Below are 15958 nucleotides of genomic sequence, written 5' to 3' on the forward strand. Positions count from 1 at the left end.
CCGGAGCCTTTATGTTACACTGCGCACCTGAACTTTTCCCTGTGGTGTGCCCGTGGCTCAAAACTCCGTATATCTTCCTGAACAATTCCTGGCGCAGATGCGCGAGGCGCTTCCTTCTCACCTCTCGTTAGACGATTTTATCGCCGCCTGTCAGCGACCGTTACGCCGGAGTATTCGCGTCAACACGCTGAAAATCAGCGTCGCGGATTTCCTTGCGCTGGTATCACCTTACCACTGGCAGCTCACGCCCGTGCCGTGGTGTGAAGAGGGTTTCTGGATCGAACGGGAGGACGAAGCGTCACTGCCGCTGGGCAGTACCGCCGAGCATTTGAGCGGTCTGTTTTATATTCAGGAAGCCAGCTCAATGCTGCCGGTTGCTGCGCTGTTTGCCGATGGCAACGCGCCTGAACGGGTCATGGATGTGGCTGCCGCCCCCGGTTCAAAAACCACGCAGATTGCCGCCCGCATGGCTAACCGCGGGGCCATTCTCGCCAATGAGTTTTCAGCCAGCCGCGTGAAGGTGCTGCATGCCAACATCAGCCGCTGCGGCATTCAGAATGTTGCCCTGACGCATTTCGACGGACGCGTGTTTGGCGCCGCCCTGCCGGAAGCGTTTGACGCCATCCTGCTGGACGCCCCCTGCTCCGGTGAAGGCGTGGTACGCAAAGATCCCGATGCGCTAAAAAACTGGTCAGTTGAAAGCAACCTCGACATTGCCGCAACGCAGCGCGAACTGATCGACAGCGCGTTTCATGCCCTTCGTCCAGGCGGTACGCTGGTTTATTCCACCTGCACGTTAAACCGTGATGAAAACGAAGACGTCTGCCTGTGGCTGAAAGCGCAATACCCCGATGCGGTTGAGTTTCTGCCACTGAATGACTTATTTGCCTCTGCTGAAGACGCCATCACCCCGGAAGGTTTCCTCCACGTATTCCCGCAGATTTATGACTGCGAAGGTTTTTTTGTCGCCCGTCTGCGTAAAACTGCCGCCATCACACCACTGCCCGCGCCAACATTTAAGGTCGGTAATTTCCCCTTCACACCGCTGAAGAGCCGTGAAGCAGAGCAGGTCACCACCGCAGCCCGCAAAGCCGGACTGAACTGGAATGACGATCTTCACCTCTGGCAGCGCGATAAAGAGATTTGGCTTTTCCCGGCGAACATCGAACCGCTTATCGGCAAAGTTCGTTTTTCCCGAATCGGGATCCGCCTGGCGGAGGTGCATAACAAGGGCTATCGCTGGCAGCACGAGGCGGTCATTGCCCTTGCCGGCACGTCTAACACCTTCGCATTGACGCATCAGGAAGCTGAAGAGTGGTACCGGGGGCGCGATGTGTATCCGGAAACGGCCCCTTCTCAGGATGACGTCGTGGTGACGTACCAGGGATACCCGCTGGGACTGGCAAAGAAAGTGGGTTCGCGTCTGAAAAACAGCTATCCACGCGAACTGGTGCGCGATGGTCGCCTGTTTACCGGTAACGATCGCGCCGACTAAAAAAAGCGCACTTTTTTACTGGCGATTTTGCTCTCCTTGTCTACGATCAAAAATGGATGGCTGTACTGGTCATACCAGATTTTGACAACACACCCGGAGAGCATTATGACGAAAACCAGCGTGCGAATTGGCGCTTTTGAAATCGACGACGCAGAGTTGCGCGGCGAAACACAGGGCGAACGAACGTTAAGTATTCCCTGCAAATCCGACCCGGATTTGTGTATGCAACTGGATGCCTGGGATGCCGACACCAGCGTTCCGGCAATCCTTGATGGCGAACATTCCGTCCTTTACCGCGAGCATTACGATAGTAAAACCGATGCCTGGGTCATGCGTCTTGCCTGACCAGAGAGAACCCGCCCGAAGGCGGGTTATTTATTACTGCAGCTGCGCCAGCGTGAAATAGCCGTCAAACACCGCGCCGGTATCAATGTAGTGCAGGTTGTCAAAATCATATCGCTTATCCAGCGGCGTATGACCAAACCAGAAGTGATCCGCCCCGCGAATTCCCTGCCCTTTTCCTGCCATAAACCCCATTAGCCGATCCCGATCCCACAGCACCCGCTCAGCGCTCACCGGCTGCTGCCAGCGATATTCCGCTGCCGGATAGTCAGCATGAGCAATGACATTCAGGCCGTTTGTGCAGGTTATCTCAATAATCAGCGGCAACTGTCGGCACGCTTCTAACAGGGTCAGCGCCTGCTGCTGTTGCGAATCACCAAGCTGCGAAAACCAGCTTCCACCATTCATCAACCAGAGCGCAAAGTCATTATTTTCCACGCTGTCGATTGCCATTTGCTCATGGTTCCCCCGGACTGCGCGAAACCATTTTTCATTGATCAGTTGCAGGCACTTAACGCTGTCAGGGCCACGATCAATCAAATCCCCAACGGAGATCAGCAAATCCTCATAAGGATTAAAACGGCGGCGTTTCAGTTCGTCCAACAGCCACTGATAGCAACCGTGTATATCGCTCACAACCCAGACGTGACGCCACTTTCCACCATCGATTCGCTGATACATAAGGCCTCCCTGAATAAGTATAGCCGCATCAGAAAATGCAAATATCAGCGCCGGGCATCACAAAGCCAAACAAACGCTAAACCAAACGGAAATAAACCTTCCCGCGCTATTAATCCCTTTTTATCGGGCCTTTAAAATAAGCGCTAAATAAAAGAGAGGTTTCAACGTGTCCAATACTCACCTGCATAACGATGTGCTCTATCCGCATCGTACACATATTATTTCCGACCTGGTCAACGGAAGATGCGTTCCGGGCCCCATCTGGAAAAAGCGTGAGTATCGGCTGAAATTCCTGTTACGCTCGCTTCTGTTCTGGTCTTCTACCCGACGCATGCTTGAGGCACTCTCTGGCCGGGATGACTTTGATCGACTGCTGGCCGCGCAAATCACGTTACCCAGTAAAACCCACCGCCAGTACTTGATGCGCGGCCTGAATGCCGGCGACCGTGCTGACGCGATCGTCAGCCACTACCACTGGATTGATGGTCTGAAAGACCCCCTACTCGCCCATGCGCTGACCAGCTCTCAGGAGCAACCTGTCGTGCAGTTCAGGGCTAAAAATGAAGTGCTCTATACCGTCAACGCCTCCTCCGCTCACAAAGCCGAGCGCGAAGGTGAAAGCACACTGTGGCTGCGCGATGACGAGAATACCTTACTCGCAAGCCTGACCTTCACTGTTGCGCACAGCGCGGGACAACGGGTACTGGTGATCGGCGGTCTTCAGGGGCCTCGCCGTGGCGTCACGCGCGATGTGATAAAACAGGCTACCCGCGCCTGCCACGGTCTGTTCCCAAAACGCGTATTGATGGAAGTGATTTTCCAGCTGGTCGCACAGTCAAACATCCGCGCCATTTATGCCGTCAGTGATGAGGGCCATGTTTTCCGCGCGTTGCGTTATCGCCTGAGCAAAGGCCGTCATTTCCACGCCAGCTACGATGAGTTTTGGGAAACCCTGGACGGTAAGAAACGCTCGACCTTCTGCTGGCAGTTGCCACTTGAGATGGCGCGTAAATCCCTGGACGAGATTGCCAGTAAGAAACGGGCAGAATATCGCCGCCGCTTTGAGCTGCTTGATGAAATTAAAACGGCCATTAACGCCCGCTTTTAACCCTGCGTCTTGCTTTTGCCAACCACATACAAAAATTTAACAAAACCGTCAAAAAGGGCTGGACTTCCGCCTGCCGTAGTGTGGTATGGTTGAAGGCGGTTCACTGGAAGTGTCCCTTCTGAGAAAGTCGATAAGTGGATTTTGTCGCTACTTTCAATCAGATAAAAAGAGACCGAATACGATTCCTGTATTCGGTCCAGGGAAATGGCTCTTGGGAGAGAGCCGTGCGCTAAAAGTTGGCATTAATGCAGGCTAAGTCGCCTTGCCTTTTAAGAATAGATGACGACGCCAGGTTTTCCAGTCCACAGCTAAAGCGGCCGGAAAAAAAGCGTCAAAACATCAATAAATATGAAAAACCGCAGTGCTTTCGCAAGCCACTGCGGTTTTTTTTACTGGAAACCGAAAGCTAGCAGAGCTTGTCAGCGCGCTCGATAAACGGCGCCAGACTCATTTTCTGCCCCGGGCTGGACGGATCGTCTATCTGGATAACGCTGATAGGCTGTCCGCTGCTCTTACCGCTGGCGACCTGCTGTTCGGCCGCGTCGTTTAACGGGTATTGCACCAGCGTGCTTGGGTTGATGGCATACAGCGCATGACCCGGACGGCAGGTCAGCATCACCTCTTCACGATTGAACGCCCACTTATCCTTACCCACTTCAAAACGGCTGACGGTGATAACCTGTGGTGCCGCCAGCGCGCTACCCGTGCAGGCCAACAATAAGAGAGAAAGTACTGTCTTTTTCATATGCTTTTTAACCTTGTCAAAAGGGTTCCCAGGTCGCGAACAGACTGACTGTTGCCAGCACCAACGCCCCCAGCACCACCTCTGCCTGTGTCATCCTGATAAAAATCTGTTGTTCGCGCCCGATGTGGGCACCAAACCGTGGCACCAGAAAATACCGATTCACCAGCGCAATTACCACCATCAATGCCACCAGCGCACATTTGAACAACAAAAGTTGCACGTAGCCCGTGTGCCAGGGCAACGTGATGCCCAGAATAAAGAGCCCATTGATCGCGCCGGTAAGCACTACCCCCGCTACGGCATAATGCCCCACGCGAGAGAAGCGCATCATGGTGTAAATTGCCGCAACCCGCCAGCGCCCTTTCGCCAGATGCATGCAATACAGCAGCGGCAGGAGGCCGCCAACCCAGGTGGCGGCACAGAGCAGATGCAGAGCGTGATTGATACGCTGCAACGCCCCCGCTGCACCGTCGTTCATTGCCGCATGCCCTACGCCTGCCAGCAGGACAAATTGCCCCATGGCGAGCAGCAAGAGTCGCGATCCTTTTTGAGGCGCAAGCCAGGCGACACAGGCCGCAATTGCACCCAGGATAATTTGCCACAGCCACACGCTACCAAACTGCGTTGCCAGCACGCTCTGCCAGACGTTCGGGTTAAACACGTCTCCCCAGCCGTTGCCCATGAGCCCCGCCTGGATCATGAACATCAGGAGCGCCGACAACAGACTGACCAGCGCCGCAATCTGCTGCTGCACCTGAAAACGACAGGACATCAGACGGTACAAAGAAGACGGCGCGAACCAGACGCTATACAGCGCATTACCAAAAATCAGCATCAGCGCGCCGAAATGGATAAAGCGCAACCCCACGTAGATGAAGGCCAGCATATTATTTCACGCTGAAGCGATAGCTGCCTTTGGTTTTGTGACCATCTACCGAGACCACATGCCAGTCAACCTGGTACGTGCCGGTCACCAGCGTCTGCTCCAGCGGAACATTAAACTGGGCCTTATTCTGCTCGTCACGCTGAATATCCCCGGTTTTAACCACGTTCCCCTGTGCATCCTTCACCACGACACCGCTGAATCCGGGTTCAATGCCTTCGGAAAAATTCAGGGTAAGCGCCTGAGGAGCTGCTACCTGGCTATCGGCTGCCGGGATTTGTTGCTGGAGGTGCGCATGCGCCAGCACCGGGGTCGCTGTAACGGAAGAGAAGAGAAAAGCCAGCGCGCATACCGCGCGGGAAACGGATAAACCCATCGCAATCATTCCTTTTTGTTATGCCTGTATGCTAAAGAATAACGCTGTATAATAATCGAGTCGAGGATCATCCCTCCTCCGCTTGTCATCATCGTGCAATCGCGGTAACGTTGCCGCCGCATAAAAAGGAGAAGGTAATGAAGATTAATCTGGCTGCCCTTCCTCAGGACGAGATGGATAAAGTGAATGTCGATCTCGCTGCCGCAGGTGTCGCGTTTAAAGAGCGTTACAACATGCCAATCGTGGCTGAGGTGGTGGAACGTGAGCAACCCGCCCATCTGCGTGACTGGTTCCGCGAACGTTTGATTGCGCACCGACTCGCGTCGGTCAATCTCTCTCGTTTGCCGTACGAACCTAAAGTTAAATAAGCTTAACGACTCGTTACACTTCCTTACGCGGAATATGCCAGGATAAGAAAACCCTGATTAGTTTAGGTGTATTCTTAAATCCTGCGACTCTGTGTATAAGGAAGTCACGATGTCACAATGGAATATTGCCGCCGCCCAGTATGCCGGGCAGCATCACAGTGTAGATGACCACGTAGCGCACCACCTCCGTTTCGTTGCGGAAGCGGCAAAACAGCGCTGCGATCTCCTGGTCTTTCCTGAACTCTCGTTAACAGGACCGGGAAGGACGGACCTACCTCCACCACCCGATGACGCACAGCTGACCCCCTTGCTGGCCGCCGCAAAGCGTTACCGGATCACCATCATTGCCGGTCTGCCCCTTGATCTGAATGGTCAGCGCGTAAAGGGCCTCGCCCTGTTTTCGCCATCCCGGCACAGCATCCTGCGCTACCCCCAGGGAAGTGGAGCCAGCCTGGTGCCGGGTGATAAACAGCTGACGATTGTTGATACGCATGCCGATTCCCCAAATCTGGATCCGCAGGCGACGCTATTCACCAGCTGTCAGTCCGTGGGCGATACCCGCTGGCGCCAGTCCATCAACACGTTGCAGCGCTTCGCGCACAGGTATGCCATTGCCGTGTTAATGGCGAACGCCCGTGGCGGTAGCGCGCTGTGGGATGAAAAAGGCCAGCTGATTGTCCGTGCGGATAAGGGCGAACTATTATTGACCGGATCTCTGGGCCGACAGGGTTGGCAAGGCGATATCATTCCTTTAGGCTAAGCGTTTTAGCTCAGGAGCGTTCAATGCTGCGCGTCATCGATACCGAAACTTGCGATCTTCAGGGCGGAATAGTGGAAGTGGCGTCTGTTGACGTCATTGACGGTAAAATCGTCAATCCCATGAGCCATCTGGTGCGTCCCGACCGCCCGATTAGCCCGCAGGCGATGGCCATTCATCGCATTACAGAATCGATGGTGGCGGATAAACCCTGGATTGAAGAGGTCATTCCGCACTATTACGGTAGCCCGTGGTATGTCGCGCACAACGCCAGCTTTGACCGCCGGGTACTGCCCGAGATGCCCGGCGAATGGATTTGCACCATGAAGCTGGCGCGTCGTCTGTGGCCGGGGATCAAATACAGCAATATGGCGCTGTATAAATCGCGTAAGCTCAGCGTCAGAACGCCCGAGGGGCTGCATCATCACCGCGCCCTGTACGACTGCTATATTACCGCGGCGCTACTCATAGATATTATGAATACCTCTGGCTGGACACCGGATGATATGGCAACGATCACCGGGCGACCGGCGCTTATGACCACCTTCACCTTTGGCAAATACCGCGGCAAAGCGGTGTCCGATATCGCCGATAAAGATCCGGGCTACCTGCGCTGGCTGTATAACAACCTCGACAAAATGAGCCCGGAGCTTCGCTTAACGCTCAAGCACTATCTGGGTGAAGCTTAACTTCCGGCACGGCCTGGCAGCGTTTCCTGCGCCAGGCCAATCAAAAAGGCATACTCCAGCGCGACCCCTTCATACGATTTGAATCGTCCCGATTTCCCGCCGTGTCCGGAGTCCATGTCGGTACAGAGTAGCAGCAGGTTATTATCAGTTTTCAGCTCACGCAGCTTCGCCACCCACTTTGCGGGCTCCCAGTATTGCACCTGTGAATCGTGCAGACCGGTGGTCACCAGCATGTGCGGATAGGCTTTAGCTTCCACGTTATCGTACGGGCTGTACTCTTTCATGTAGCGGTAATAGATCTCGTCCTGAGGATTCCCCCACTCTTCAAACTCACCGGTCGTCAGCGGAATAGACTCATCCAGCATCGTGGTCACCACGTCGACAAACGGAACCTGCGCGATGACCCCTTTGAAGCGGTCAGGACGCTGGTTAATGGCCGCCCCCATCAGCAGCCCTCCCGCACTGCCGCCCATGCCAAAGCAGAGCTGCGGATCGCCATAACCCTGTTCTATTAGCGCATCGCAGACGTCGAGGTAGTCGTTAAAGGTGTTTTTCTTCTTCAGGAATTTCCCGTCTTCGTACCAGTGCTGGCCCAGCTCGCCACCACCGCGCACGTGGGCGATGGCGAAAACAAAGCCACGATCGAGCAGGCTTAATCTGCTGCTGCTGAAATCGGCATCCATGCTTGAGCCGTAGGATCCATACCCGTAGACCAGGATCGGGTTTTTCCCTTTCTGGAAATGCGCCTTGTGATAGACGAGCGAGACGGGCACCTCAACGCCATCCCGGGCGGTGACCCACAGGTGTTCGCTTCGGTAGTTATCGGAATCAAACCCTTTTACCTCAGACTGCTTAAGCACCTGACGTTGGCCGGTCTCCATGTCCAGCTCAAACAGCGTATCCGGCGTGGTCATTGACGAGTAGCCATAGCGCAAGCGGGACGATTCCGGCTCGGGATTAAACCCAATCCACGTAACATAGGCCGGATCGTCAAACGCAATCCCGATGACCTCCCGCGTTTTGCGGTTAATTTGCCGCAGGCTGGTCAGCCCCCGCTGGCGCTCTTCCACCACCAGCCAGTCGGTAAAGAGGGTAAATCCTTCGAGCATCACCTGTTCCCGCGCAGGAATGAGCACTTCCCATTTCCGTTCATCGCGTACTTTGGTTTTATAGAGGCCAAAGTTTTTGCCCTCGCGGTTAGAGCGCAGGTAAAAGCTGTGCTGGAAGTGATCCAGGCTGTACTCATGATCTTTACGACGCGGCAGGAAGCAGAGCGGCTGCGCATCAGGCAGCTCGGCATCCAGGAGCAGAACTTCAGAGGTGGTCGCGCTGGCGAGGAAGATAATCACATAGTGGCGTGACGACGTTTTATGCAGACTGACATAGAACGTTTCATCTTTCTCTTCGTAGACCAGCTCGTCATCATCCGCACTGGTGCCAACGGTATGACGCCATACCTGATAAGGCAGCAGCGTGGAGGCATGTTTCTTCACGTAGTAGACGGTTTCAGAATCATTCGCCCAGACAAAATCCGGCGAAACGTTCGCAATCATCTCCGGGTACCAGTTACCGGTTTCCAGATTGCGAAAACGCAGGCCGTACTGACGCCGGGAGAGGTAATCTTCCGCCAGCGCCATAATGGCGTTATCGGGCGAGACCGACATGCCGCCCAGCGTATAAAACTCGCTGTGGGCAGCACGCTGGTTGGCATCCAGCAAAATATCCCATTCATCCCACTCGGCGCTTAACACCGACTGACGCTGGTAGATGGGATATTCGTTACCGGGCTCGTAGATATGGCGATAACGATAGTCGTTTTTGGTCCAGGGTGCGGAGACATCGCGCTGGGGAATACGCTGCACCATTTCATTCAGCAACTGATCCTGAAGCGCCTGCTGGCTGGCCATGACCTTGCGGCCATAGTCATTTTCCGCGTGCAAATAGTCGAGCACCTCTGGCCGGGAACGCGAATCGTCCCGGAGCCAGTAATAGTTGTCAATGCGCGTATCGCCATGCGTGGTGATCGCATAAGGAGTACGTCGGGCTTTTGGTGGCATGTCATGTTTCTTTTGAGTTTTACACCCTATAAGGTTGGCAAAACACGCGCATGATGCAAGCGAAACATGACCGCGACGGTGACAGTTAACCCGCTAACGCCTGTTTTTGCTCCCTGATATCCTTCTCAATGCTGTCGCGCACGTCCTGAGGGATCTTCAACGCGTCGCCGAGGGCATTGAGGTAGCTGCGCTCCATAAAGTGGTCAATATCAATGGCGGCACAGCTTAAAAAATAAAGTTCAAGCGCCTCCTCCTCATTCTTTACGCTTTGCGCAAGGCGCTGCGGATCCAGCGGCTGTTCGATGGCCTGAGCCACCAGCGTTCTGCCCTGCTCTTCCACACCGGCCTCCCGCAGCTGCTGCTCAATCGCCGACCGTTCTTTATCGTCGATATGCCCGTCACTTTTCGCGGCAAAAACCAGCGCAAGGATCAGCCGTTCAGTGCGCAGATCCAACGGTGATGTGTGCTGACCATAATCGGGTTCATCGCTATGTGCGGTTCGTACTCTGTCCTTGTATTTATTCCACAGAACCGTGCCCGCAATGGCTCCGCCACCGGCCAGTAACGCGCCGGTGCCATATTTTGCCAGCAACTTGCGCGAGGATTTATTCGCCACCAGCAGGCCCGCCAGCCCGCCGAGCGCCCCGGGGACCAGTTTGCTCAGCCCCTGCTCGCCGGATGGCGACGTTTTCTGCCCTAACAGTGATTGCAATTGATTTAACCAGCCAGACATGGTTTCCCTCACTTAACGGTGTACATATTCCACAGCGTAAGCGAGCAGGCGTCAGGAAATGTCTGGCGGGGCTAAAGAAGCGCAAATTTCTTCCCCGCGCACGGGCCCCGATCAAGACACACGCAAACGTTTTCGTTTATACTGCGCGCAACTTTTTCAGGGGGATTGTTATGACTCGTTTAGGAACCGCGCTGCGAACTGCGGCGACGCGTGTAATGCTGTTGGGATCGGGTGAACTGGGCAAAGAGGTCGCCATTGAGTGTCAGCGTTTAGGCGTGGAAGTCATTGCCGTAGACCGGTACGCCGATGCACCCGCCATGCACGTTGCCCACCGTTCTTATGTGATTAACATGCTGGATGGCGATGCCCTGCGCGAGCTAATTACGCGTGAGAAACCGGATTTTGTCGTACCGGAAATCGAAGCCATCGCCACCGATACGCTGCTTGCCCTTGAACAGGAAGGCCAGCGCGTGGTGCCCTGTGCAAAGGCCGCGAAGCTGACCATGAATCGCGAAGGCATTCGTCGCCTGGCGGCGGAAGAGCTGGGATTACCCACCTCTGGCTATCGTTTTGCCGGCGATAAAGCTGCTTTCCTGCAGGCCGTTGAGGAGATTGGCTATCCGTGCATCATTAAGCCGGTGATGAGCTCCTCCGGTAAAGGGCAGAGCTTCATCCGCGACAGCAGCACGCTGGACAAGGCATGGGATTATGCCCAACAGGGCGGTCGCGCCGGAGCCGGTCGCGTGATTGTTGAAGGCGTGGTGAAGTTTGATTTCGAAATTACCCTCCTGACCGTCAGTGCCGTTGATGGTGTCCATTTCTGCGATCCGATTGGACACCGTCAGGAGGATGGCGATTACCGTGAATCCTGGCAGCCGCAGCAGATGAGTGCCCTGGCGCTGGCGCGCGCGCAGGAGATCGCCCGTAAAACGGTGCTGGCGCTGGGCGGTTACGGCCTGTTCGGTGTGGAACTGTTTGTCTGCGGTGATGAGGTGATATTCAGCGAAGTGTCCCCTCGCCCGCACGATACCGGGATGGTGACCCTGATTTCCCAGGATCTCTCCGAGTTCGCCCTGCACGTGCGCGCGTTCCTCGGCCTGCCGGTTGGCGGTATTCGCCAGTATGGTCCGGCCGCCTCGGCGGTGATCCTCCCGCAACTGACCAGCCAGAACATCACCTTTGACAACGTTGAAGGCGCGGTTGGGGCAGGTCTGCAGGTTCGCCTGTTCGGGAAACCGGAGATCGACGGTACGCGTCGACTGGGCGTGGCATTAGCCACTGGCGATAGCGTGGATGATGCCGTGGCAAGGGCGAAAGCTGCCGCTGCCGCGGTTAGCGTTAACGGATAAAAAAAACGGGCCTGATGGCCCGTTTTTCATGATGCGAGGTGCTTACTGCTTCGCGCCTTCAACCGCTTCGCGAGCCAGTCTGGTGATGCGATCCCAGTCGCCTGCTTCCAGGGCATCCGCCGGTACCAGCCAGGAGCCGCCGATGCACAGCACGCTCTTCAGCGCCAGGTAATCACGGTAGTTGGCCGGAGAGATGCCGCCCGTCGGGCAGAAGCGCACCTGAGAGAAGGGACCCGCAATCGCCTGCAGTGCTTTGGTGCCGCCGTTGGCTTCTGCCGGGAAGAATTTGAACTCTTTCAGACCGTAGTCCATACCCAGCATCAGTTCAGAAACGGTGCTGATCCCCGGGATCAGCGGGATGGTGCCCTCGGTTGCCGCTTTTAACAGCGGCTCGGTCAGACCCGGGCTGATGGCAAACTGCGCGCCCGCTTCGGTCACTTCAGCCAGCTGTTTTGCGTTCGTAACGGTACCCGCACCAATGATGGCATCCGGCACTTCTTTAGCGATTGCACGAATCGCATCCATCGCGCAGGCGGTACGCAGGGTCACTTCCAGAACGCGAACGCCACCCGCAACCAGCGCTTTCGCCATCGGTACCGCGTGCTCCAGTTTGTTCACCACGATAACCGGCACAACGGGGCCAGTGGTCAGGATTGCTTCTGCACTTGTTTTCCAGTTTTTCATCAGAGTTTTCTCTCGCCAGATCGATAAAATCAAGTCGTCTTAAAACGTAATACAGGTTGCGCCCTGCTCCGCCCCGGAGAGTTTCTCACGCAGCGCGCCAAACATTTCGCGTCCGGTTCCCACGCGCGATGCGCTCAGGTCTGGAATATGCGGCTGACGGGCCGCCAGCTCGGCTTCGTCCACCAGCAGGGTTAACTCACCTGTCTGGCCATTGACGCGGATGATGTCGCCGTCACGCACCTTAGCCAGCAAACCACCATCATACGCTTCAGGCGTTACGTGGATGGCTGAAGGCACTTTACCTGAGGCACCCGAGAGGCGTCCATCGGTGACCAGTGCAATTTTGAAACGGCGGTCCAATAATACACCAAGTGGTGGCATAAGTTTATGTAATTCTGGCATCCCGTTCGCTTTAGGTCCCTGATGACGCACCACCACCACGCAATCCTTGTCGAGAAGGCCCGCATCAAAGGCAGGTAAAACATCATGCTGGCTCTCAAAGACCACTGCCGGGGCTTCAATCACCTGGTTCTCTTCCGGCACGGCAGAAGTTTTCATCACCGCGCGTCCCAGGTTGCCGCTCAGCACTTTCGTGCCGCCGTGGCGTGAGAAGGGCTGTTCGAAGGTAGCAATGACCTGCGGATCAAGAGAGGCGCTCGCCCCATCACGCCAGTCCAGCTCACCGTTGTTCAGCCATGGCTCAAGGGTATAGCGATGCAGACCAAAACCCGCCACCGTGTTCACGTCTTCGTGCAGCAGACCGCCCTTGAGCAGCTCACGCATCAACACCGGTACGCCACCGGCGGCCTGGAAGTGGTTAATGTCTGCCGGACCGTTCGGATACAGGCGCGCCATCAGCGGCACCACGGAAGAGATGTCGGAGAAATCATCCCAGTTGATCAGGATGCCAGCCGCACGTGCCATTGCCACAAGGTGCATGGTGTGGTTGGTTGAGCCCCCCGTTGCCAGCAGGGCCACGATGCCGTTGACGATCACTTTCTCGTCGACCATTTTACCCAGCGGCATCCACTCGTTGCCGTTCCCGGTCAGACGCGTCACCTGACGGGCGGCGGCTTCGGTCAGAGCCTTGCGCAGCGGCGCATCGGGTTGAATGAAGGAGGAGCCCGGAAGCTGCATCCCCATAAATTCCACCACCATCTGGTTGGTGTTGGCCGTACCGTAGAAGGTACAGGTACCCGGCGCATGGTAAGAGGCGGCTTCCGCTTCCAGCAGCGCCTGGCGGTCTGCTTTACCTTCGGCATACAGCTGGCGGATACGCACTTTTTCTTTGTTTGGCAAACCGCTGGCCATCGGACCTGACGGCACAAAAATGGCCGGAAGATGACCAAACGACAGCGCCGCCATGGCGAGCCCCGGGACAATCTTGTCGCACACACCGAGGTACAGCGCGCCATCAAACATATTGTGAGACAGACCGACCGCTGCAGACATGGCAATGACTTCGCGGCTCAGCAGCGACAGCTCCATCCCGTCCTGCCCCTGGGTCACACCGTCACACATGGCCGGCACGCCCCCCGCCACCTGGCCCACCGCATTCACGCTGTGCAGCGCTTTACGGATGATGTCCGGGTACACTTCGTACGGCTGATGCGCGGAGAGCATGTCGTTATAGGAGGTAATGATGGCGATATTGTTACGCAGCATGCTCTTTAATGAGGCTTTGTCTTCAGGCTGACAGGCGGCGAAACCGTGCGCCAGATTACCGCAGGCCAGCTGCGAGCGATGTACGGTATTGGTCTTAGCCTGTTCAATGCGGGCGAGGTAGGCCGAACGGGTCTCTTTCGAGCGCTCGATAATGCGTTGTGTTACGCGTAACAATGTCGGATTCATAAAAGCTCCTCTAATTTATCTGTCCGGGCTCGGGAGTTTACAAAGTCGCTGGCAGTTGTTAACAACGCTGAAACGCTTGCTGTCCGGAGCTCAGGGGCAAAATCGCTTCCGGCAGTGTAATAAAAAAAGCCCCGCGGGTGAATCCACGCGGAGCTTAAAAGTATAAAAATTGTGGCACTAGCTGTGTTAGATCATGTTACCGGTAAAATAACACCTTCGGGCTAGAGGATTATCTTACTCAAACTCGTTCCAGGAGCGGCCATCACGGGTGATCATCGCCACGGAGGCGACAGGTCCCCAGGTGCCCGCCTGATACGGTTTTGGCGGATCCTGATCGGCAGCCCAGGCTTCGGTGATGGAGTCGACCCATTTCCACGCCTCTTCCACTTCGTCGCGACGCACAAACAGCGCCTGGATACCGCGCATGGTTTCCAGCAGCAGGCGCTCGTAAGCATCCGCCAGGTGCGTTTGATTGAAGGTCTCGGAGTAGCTCAGATCCAGTTTGGTGGTCTGCAGGTTATGTTTGTGATCCAGTCCCGGCACTTTGTTCAGGATCTGGATATCCACACCTTCATCCGGCTGCAGACGGATAGTCAGTTTGTTCTGCGGCAGCTCCTGCCACGACTCTTTGAACAGGTTCAGCTCAGGGTTTTTGAAGTAAACGACAACTTCAGAGCATTTGGCTGGCAGACGTTTACCGGTACGCAGGTAGAACGGCACACCCGCCCAACGCCAGTCATCGATATCCACGCGGATCGCCACGAACGTCTCGGTGTTGCTGGACTTGTTCGCGCCCTCTTCTTCCAGATAGCCAGGGACTTTTTTGCCCTGCGCAAAGCCGGATGTGTACTGACCACGCACCGTCTTCTCGCGCACGTTAGAACGGTCGATACGACGCAGTGACTTCAGCACTTTCACCTTCGCGTCGCGGATGCTGTCAGCGGTCAGGTCTGATGGCGGAGACATGGCAATCATGCAGAGTACCTGCAGCAGGTGGTTCTGGATCATGTCACGCATCTGACCGGCCTGGTCAAAGTAACCCCAGCGGCCTTCGATACCCACCTCTTCGGCCACGGTGATTTCCACGTGGTCGATGGTGCGGTTGTCCCAGTTGTTCACAAACAGGGAGTTGGCAAAACGCAGCGCCAGCAGGTTCAGTACCGTCTCTTTTCCCAGATAGTGGTCGATGCGGTAGACCTGGCACTCTTCGAAGTATTCGCCCACCTGGTCGTTGATTTCGCGGGAGGTAGACAGTGAGGTACCCAGCGGTTTTTCCATTACCACACGCGCAGGTTTGGCGTTCAGATTCGCTTCGCCCAGACCTTTACAGATGGCGCCGAAGGTGCTTGGTGGCATGGCGAAATAGTTAATGGTGACCCGGTTTTTCTGATCCAGCATCTCACCCAGACGGGTAAACGCGCTCACGTCGTTCACATCCAGATTGCAGAAATCGAGACGTCCGCTCAGGGTATCCCACAAACTTTCATCAATTTTCTCTTTCATGAAAGTTTCGAGCGCTTCACGCACGACTTTGGTGTATGCGTCCTTGTCCCAGTCGGCGCGCCCTACACCCAGGATACGGGTATCCGGATGAAGTTGGCCCGCTTTCTCCAGTTGATACAGGGAAGGCAGCAATTTTCGGCGTGCAAGATCGCCTTTCGCGCCGAAAATGACCAGGTCACATGCCTGGGCTGTTTGCGTTACCGCCATGTCATTCTCCTCAGTTGGATCACCTGGTGCTTCTGCCAGGTATCGTTGTAATTTTATTACAATGCACTGTACTGCTTTTACGTCATTCCCGAAACCATTAGCGCTTAACGTCGCGTGCGATACGGCGATT

Annotated in this window: 16 protein-coding genes; 7 read left to right on the forward strand and 9 right to left on the reverse strand. The window is 55.6% G+C overall.

What is annotated here, in order from left to right:
* Positions 1–52: 52 nt before the first annotated feature.
* A complete protein-coding gene (gene rsmF / locus ACQG22_RS14070; protein WP_347480011.1) occupies positions 53–1495 on the forward strand; it encodes a 16S rRNA (cytosine(1407)-C(5))-methyltransferase RsmF in 1443 nt (480 codons plus the stop codon).
* A gap of 105 nt (positions 1496–1600) precedes the next feature.
* The gene (locus tag ACQG22_RS14075; protein WP_013096113.1) at positions 1601–1840 is read left to right on the forward strand and encodes a YebV family protein; all 240 of its coding nucleotides are present in this window, start codon (positions 1601–1603) and stop codon (positions 1838–1840) included.
* A 33-nt stretch (positions 1841–1873) separates the two neighbouring features.
* Here the strand turns inward: ACQG22_RS14075 and pphA are convergent, their stop codons facing one another.
* Positions 1874–2518 carry a protein-serine/threonine phosphatase gene (gene pphA / locus ACQG22_RS14080; protein WP_023620457.1) on the reverse strand — a complete coding sequence of 215 codons (645 nt, stop codon included), beginning with the start codon at positions 2516–2518 and terminating at the stop codon, positions 1874–1876.
* Positions 2519–2684: 166 nt separating this feature from the next.
* Here pphA and ACQG22_RS14085 point away from each other — a divergent pair, with 166 nt between their 5' ends.
* Positions 2685–3626 (forward strand): VirK/YbjX family protein, encoded by a 942-nt coding sequence (locus tag ACQG22_RS14085; RefSeq protein ID WP_038419912.1) that lies wholly within the window; start codon positions 2685–2687, stop codon positions 3624–3626.
* Between the two features lie 406 nt (positions 3627–4032).
* Here the strand turns inward: ACQG22_RS14085 and ACQG22_RS14090 are convergent, their stop codons facing one another.
* Genes ACQG22_RS14090 through yobA form a run of 3 tightly spaced genes read right to left on the reverse strand, consistent with a single transcriptional unit; the run spans position 4033 to position 5630 of the window.
* The gene (locus tag ACQG22_RS14090) at positions 4033–4371 is read right to left on the reverse strand and encodes a YebY family protein (protein WP_013096105.1); all 339 of its coding nucleotides are present in this window, start codon (positions 4369–4371) and stop codon (positions 4033–4035) included.
* A gap of 16 nt (positions 4372–4387) precedes the next feature.
* The gene (gene copD, locus ACQG22_RS14095; RefSeq protein ID WP_347480054.1) at positions 4388–5257 is read right to left on the reverse strand and encodes a copper homeostasis membrane protein CopD; all 870 of its coding nucleotides are present in this window, start codon (positions 5255–5257) and stop codon (positions 4388–4390) included.
* 1 nt (position 5258) lies between these two features.
* A complete protein-coding gene (gene yobA, locus ACQG22_RS14100) occupies positions 5259–5630 on the reverse strand; it encodes a CopC domain-containing protein YobA (protein WP_347480055.1) in 372 nt (123 codons plus the stop codon).
* Positions 5631–5767: 137 nt separating this feature from the next.
* Between yobA and ACQG22_RS14105 the strand changes: the two genes are divergently transcribed.
* The 3 genes from ACQG22_RS14105 to exoX all read left to right on the forward strand — a co-directional run bounded on the left by ACQG22_RS14105 (position 5768) and on the right by exoX (position 7444).
* Positions 5768–5998 carry a DNA polymerase III subunit theta gene (locus ACQG22_RS14105; protein ID WP_013096102.1) on the forward strand — a complete coding sequence of 77 codons (231 nt, stop codon included), beginning with the start codon at positions 5768–5770 and terminating at the stop codon, positions 5996–5998.
* 109 nt (positions 5999–6107) lie between these two features.
* The gene (locus ACQG22_RS14110) at positions 6108–6758 is read left to right on the forward strand and encodes a carbon-nitrogen hydrolase family protein (RefSeq protein WP_347480056.1); all 651 of its coding nucleotides are present in this window, start codon (positions 6108–6110) and stop codon (positions 6756–6758) included.
* Positions 6759–6781: 23 nt separating this feature from the next.
* On the forward strand, positions 6782–7444 hold the full coding sequence (gene exoX, locus ACQG22_RS14115) for an exodeoxyribonuclease X (RefSeq protein ID WP_020690817.1): 663 nt from the start codon (positions 6782–6784) through the stop codon (positions 7442–7444).
* Here the strand turns inward: exoX and ptrB are convergent.
* Positions 7441–9501 (reverse strand): oligopeptidase B, encoded by a 2061-nt coding sequence (ptrB, locus tag ACQG22_RS14120; protein ID WP_369706658.1) that lies wholly within the window; start codon positions 9499–9501, stop codon positions 7441–7443. The two genes, exoX and ptrB, sit on opposite strands and share 4 nt — an antisense overlap.
* Positions 9502–9586: 85 nt before the next feature.
* Positions 9587–10234: a tellurite resistance TerB family protein gene (locus ACQG22_RS14125; protein ID WP_248725405.1), complete on the reverse strand. Its 648-nt coding sequence runs from the start codon at positions 10232–10234 to the stop codon at positions 9587–9589.
* 170 nt (positions 10235–10404) lie between these two features.
* Between ACQG22_RS14125 and purT the strand changes: the two genes are divergently transcribed.
* Positions 10405–11583 carry a formate-dependent phosphoribosylglycinamide formyltransferase gene (gene purT, locus ACQG22_RS14130; RefSeq protein ID WP_347480057.1) on the forward strand — a complete coding sequence of 393 codons (1179 nt, stop codon included), beginning with the start codon at positions 10405–10407 and terminating at the stop codon, positions 11581–11583.
* Positions 11584–11625: 42 nt separating this feature from the next.
* Here purT and kdgA read toward each other — a convergent pair whose 3' ends face one another.
* The 3 genes from kdgA to zwf all read right to left on the reverse strand — a co-directional run bounded on the left by kdgA (position 11626) and on the right by zwf (position 15828).
* Positions 11626–12267: a bifunctional 4-hydroxy-2-oxoglutarate aldolase/2-dehydro-3-deoxy-phosphogluconate aldolase gene (gene kdgA / locus ACQG22_RS14135; RefSeq protein ID WP_029882310.1), complete on the reverse strand. Its 642-nt coding sequence runs from the start codon at positions 12265–12267 to the stop codon at positions 11626–11628.
* A gap of 39 nt (positions 12268–12306) precedes the next feature.
* The gene (gene edd, locus ACQG22_RS14140) at positions 12307–14118 is read right to left on the reverse strand and encodes a phosphogluconate dehydratase (protein ID WP_061772747.1); all 1812 of its coding nucleotides are present in this window, start codon (positions 14116–14118) and stop codon (positions 12307–12309) included.
* A gap of 234 nt (positions 14119–14352) precedes the next feature.
* The gene (gene zwf / locus ACQG22_RS14145; protein ID WP_014832396.1) at positions 14353–15828 is read right to left on the reverse strand and encodes a glucose-6-phosphate dehydrogenase; all 1476 of its coding nucleotides are present in this window, start codon (positions 15826–15828) and stop codon (positions 14353–14355) included.
* Positions 15829–15958 lie beyond the last annotated feature (130 nt).

Origin of the sequence: Enterobacter cloacae complex sp. 309I3, assembly GCF_050031595.1 — a bacterium.
In the GTDB taxonomy this organism is placed as follows: domain Bacteria; phylum Pseudomonadota; class Gammaproteobacteria; order Enterobacterales; family Enterobacteriaceae; genus Enterobacter; species Enterobacter cloacae.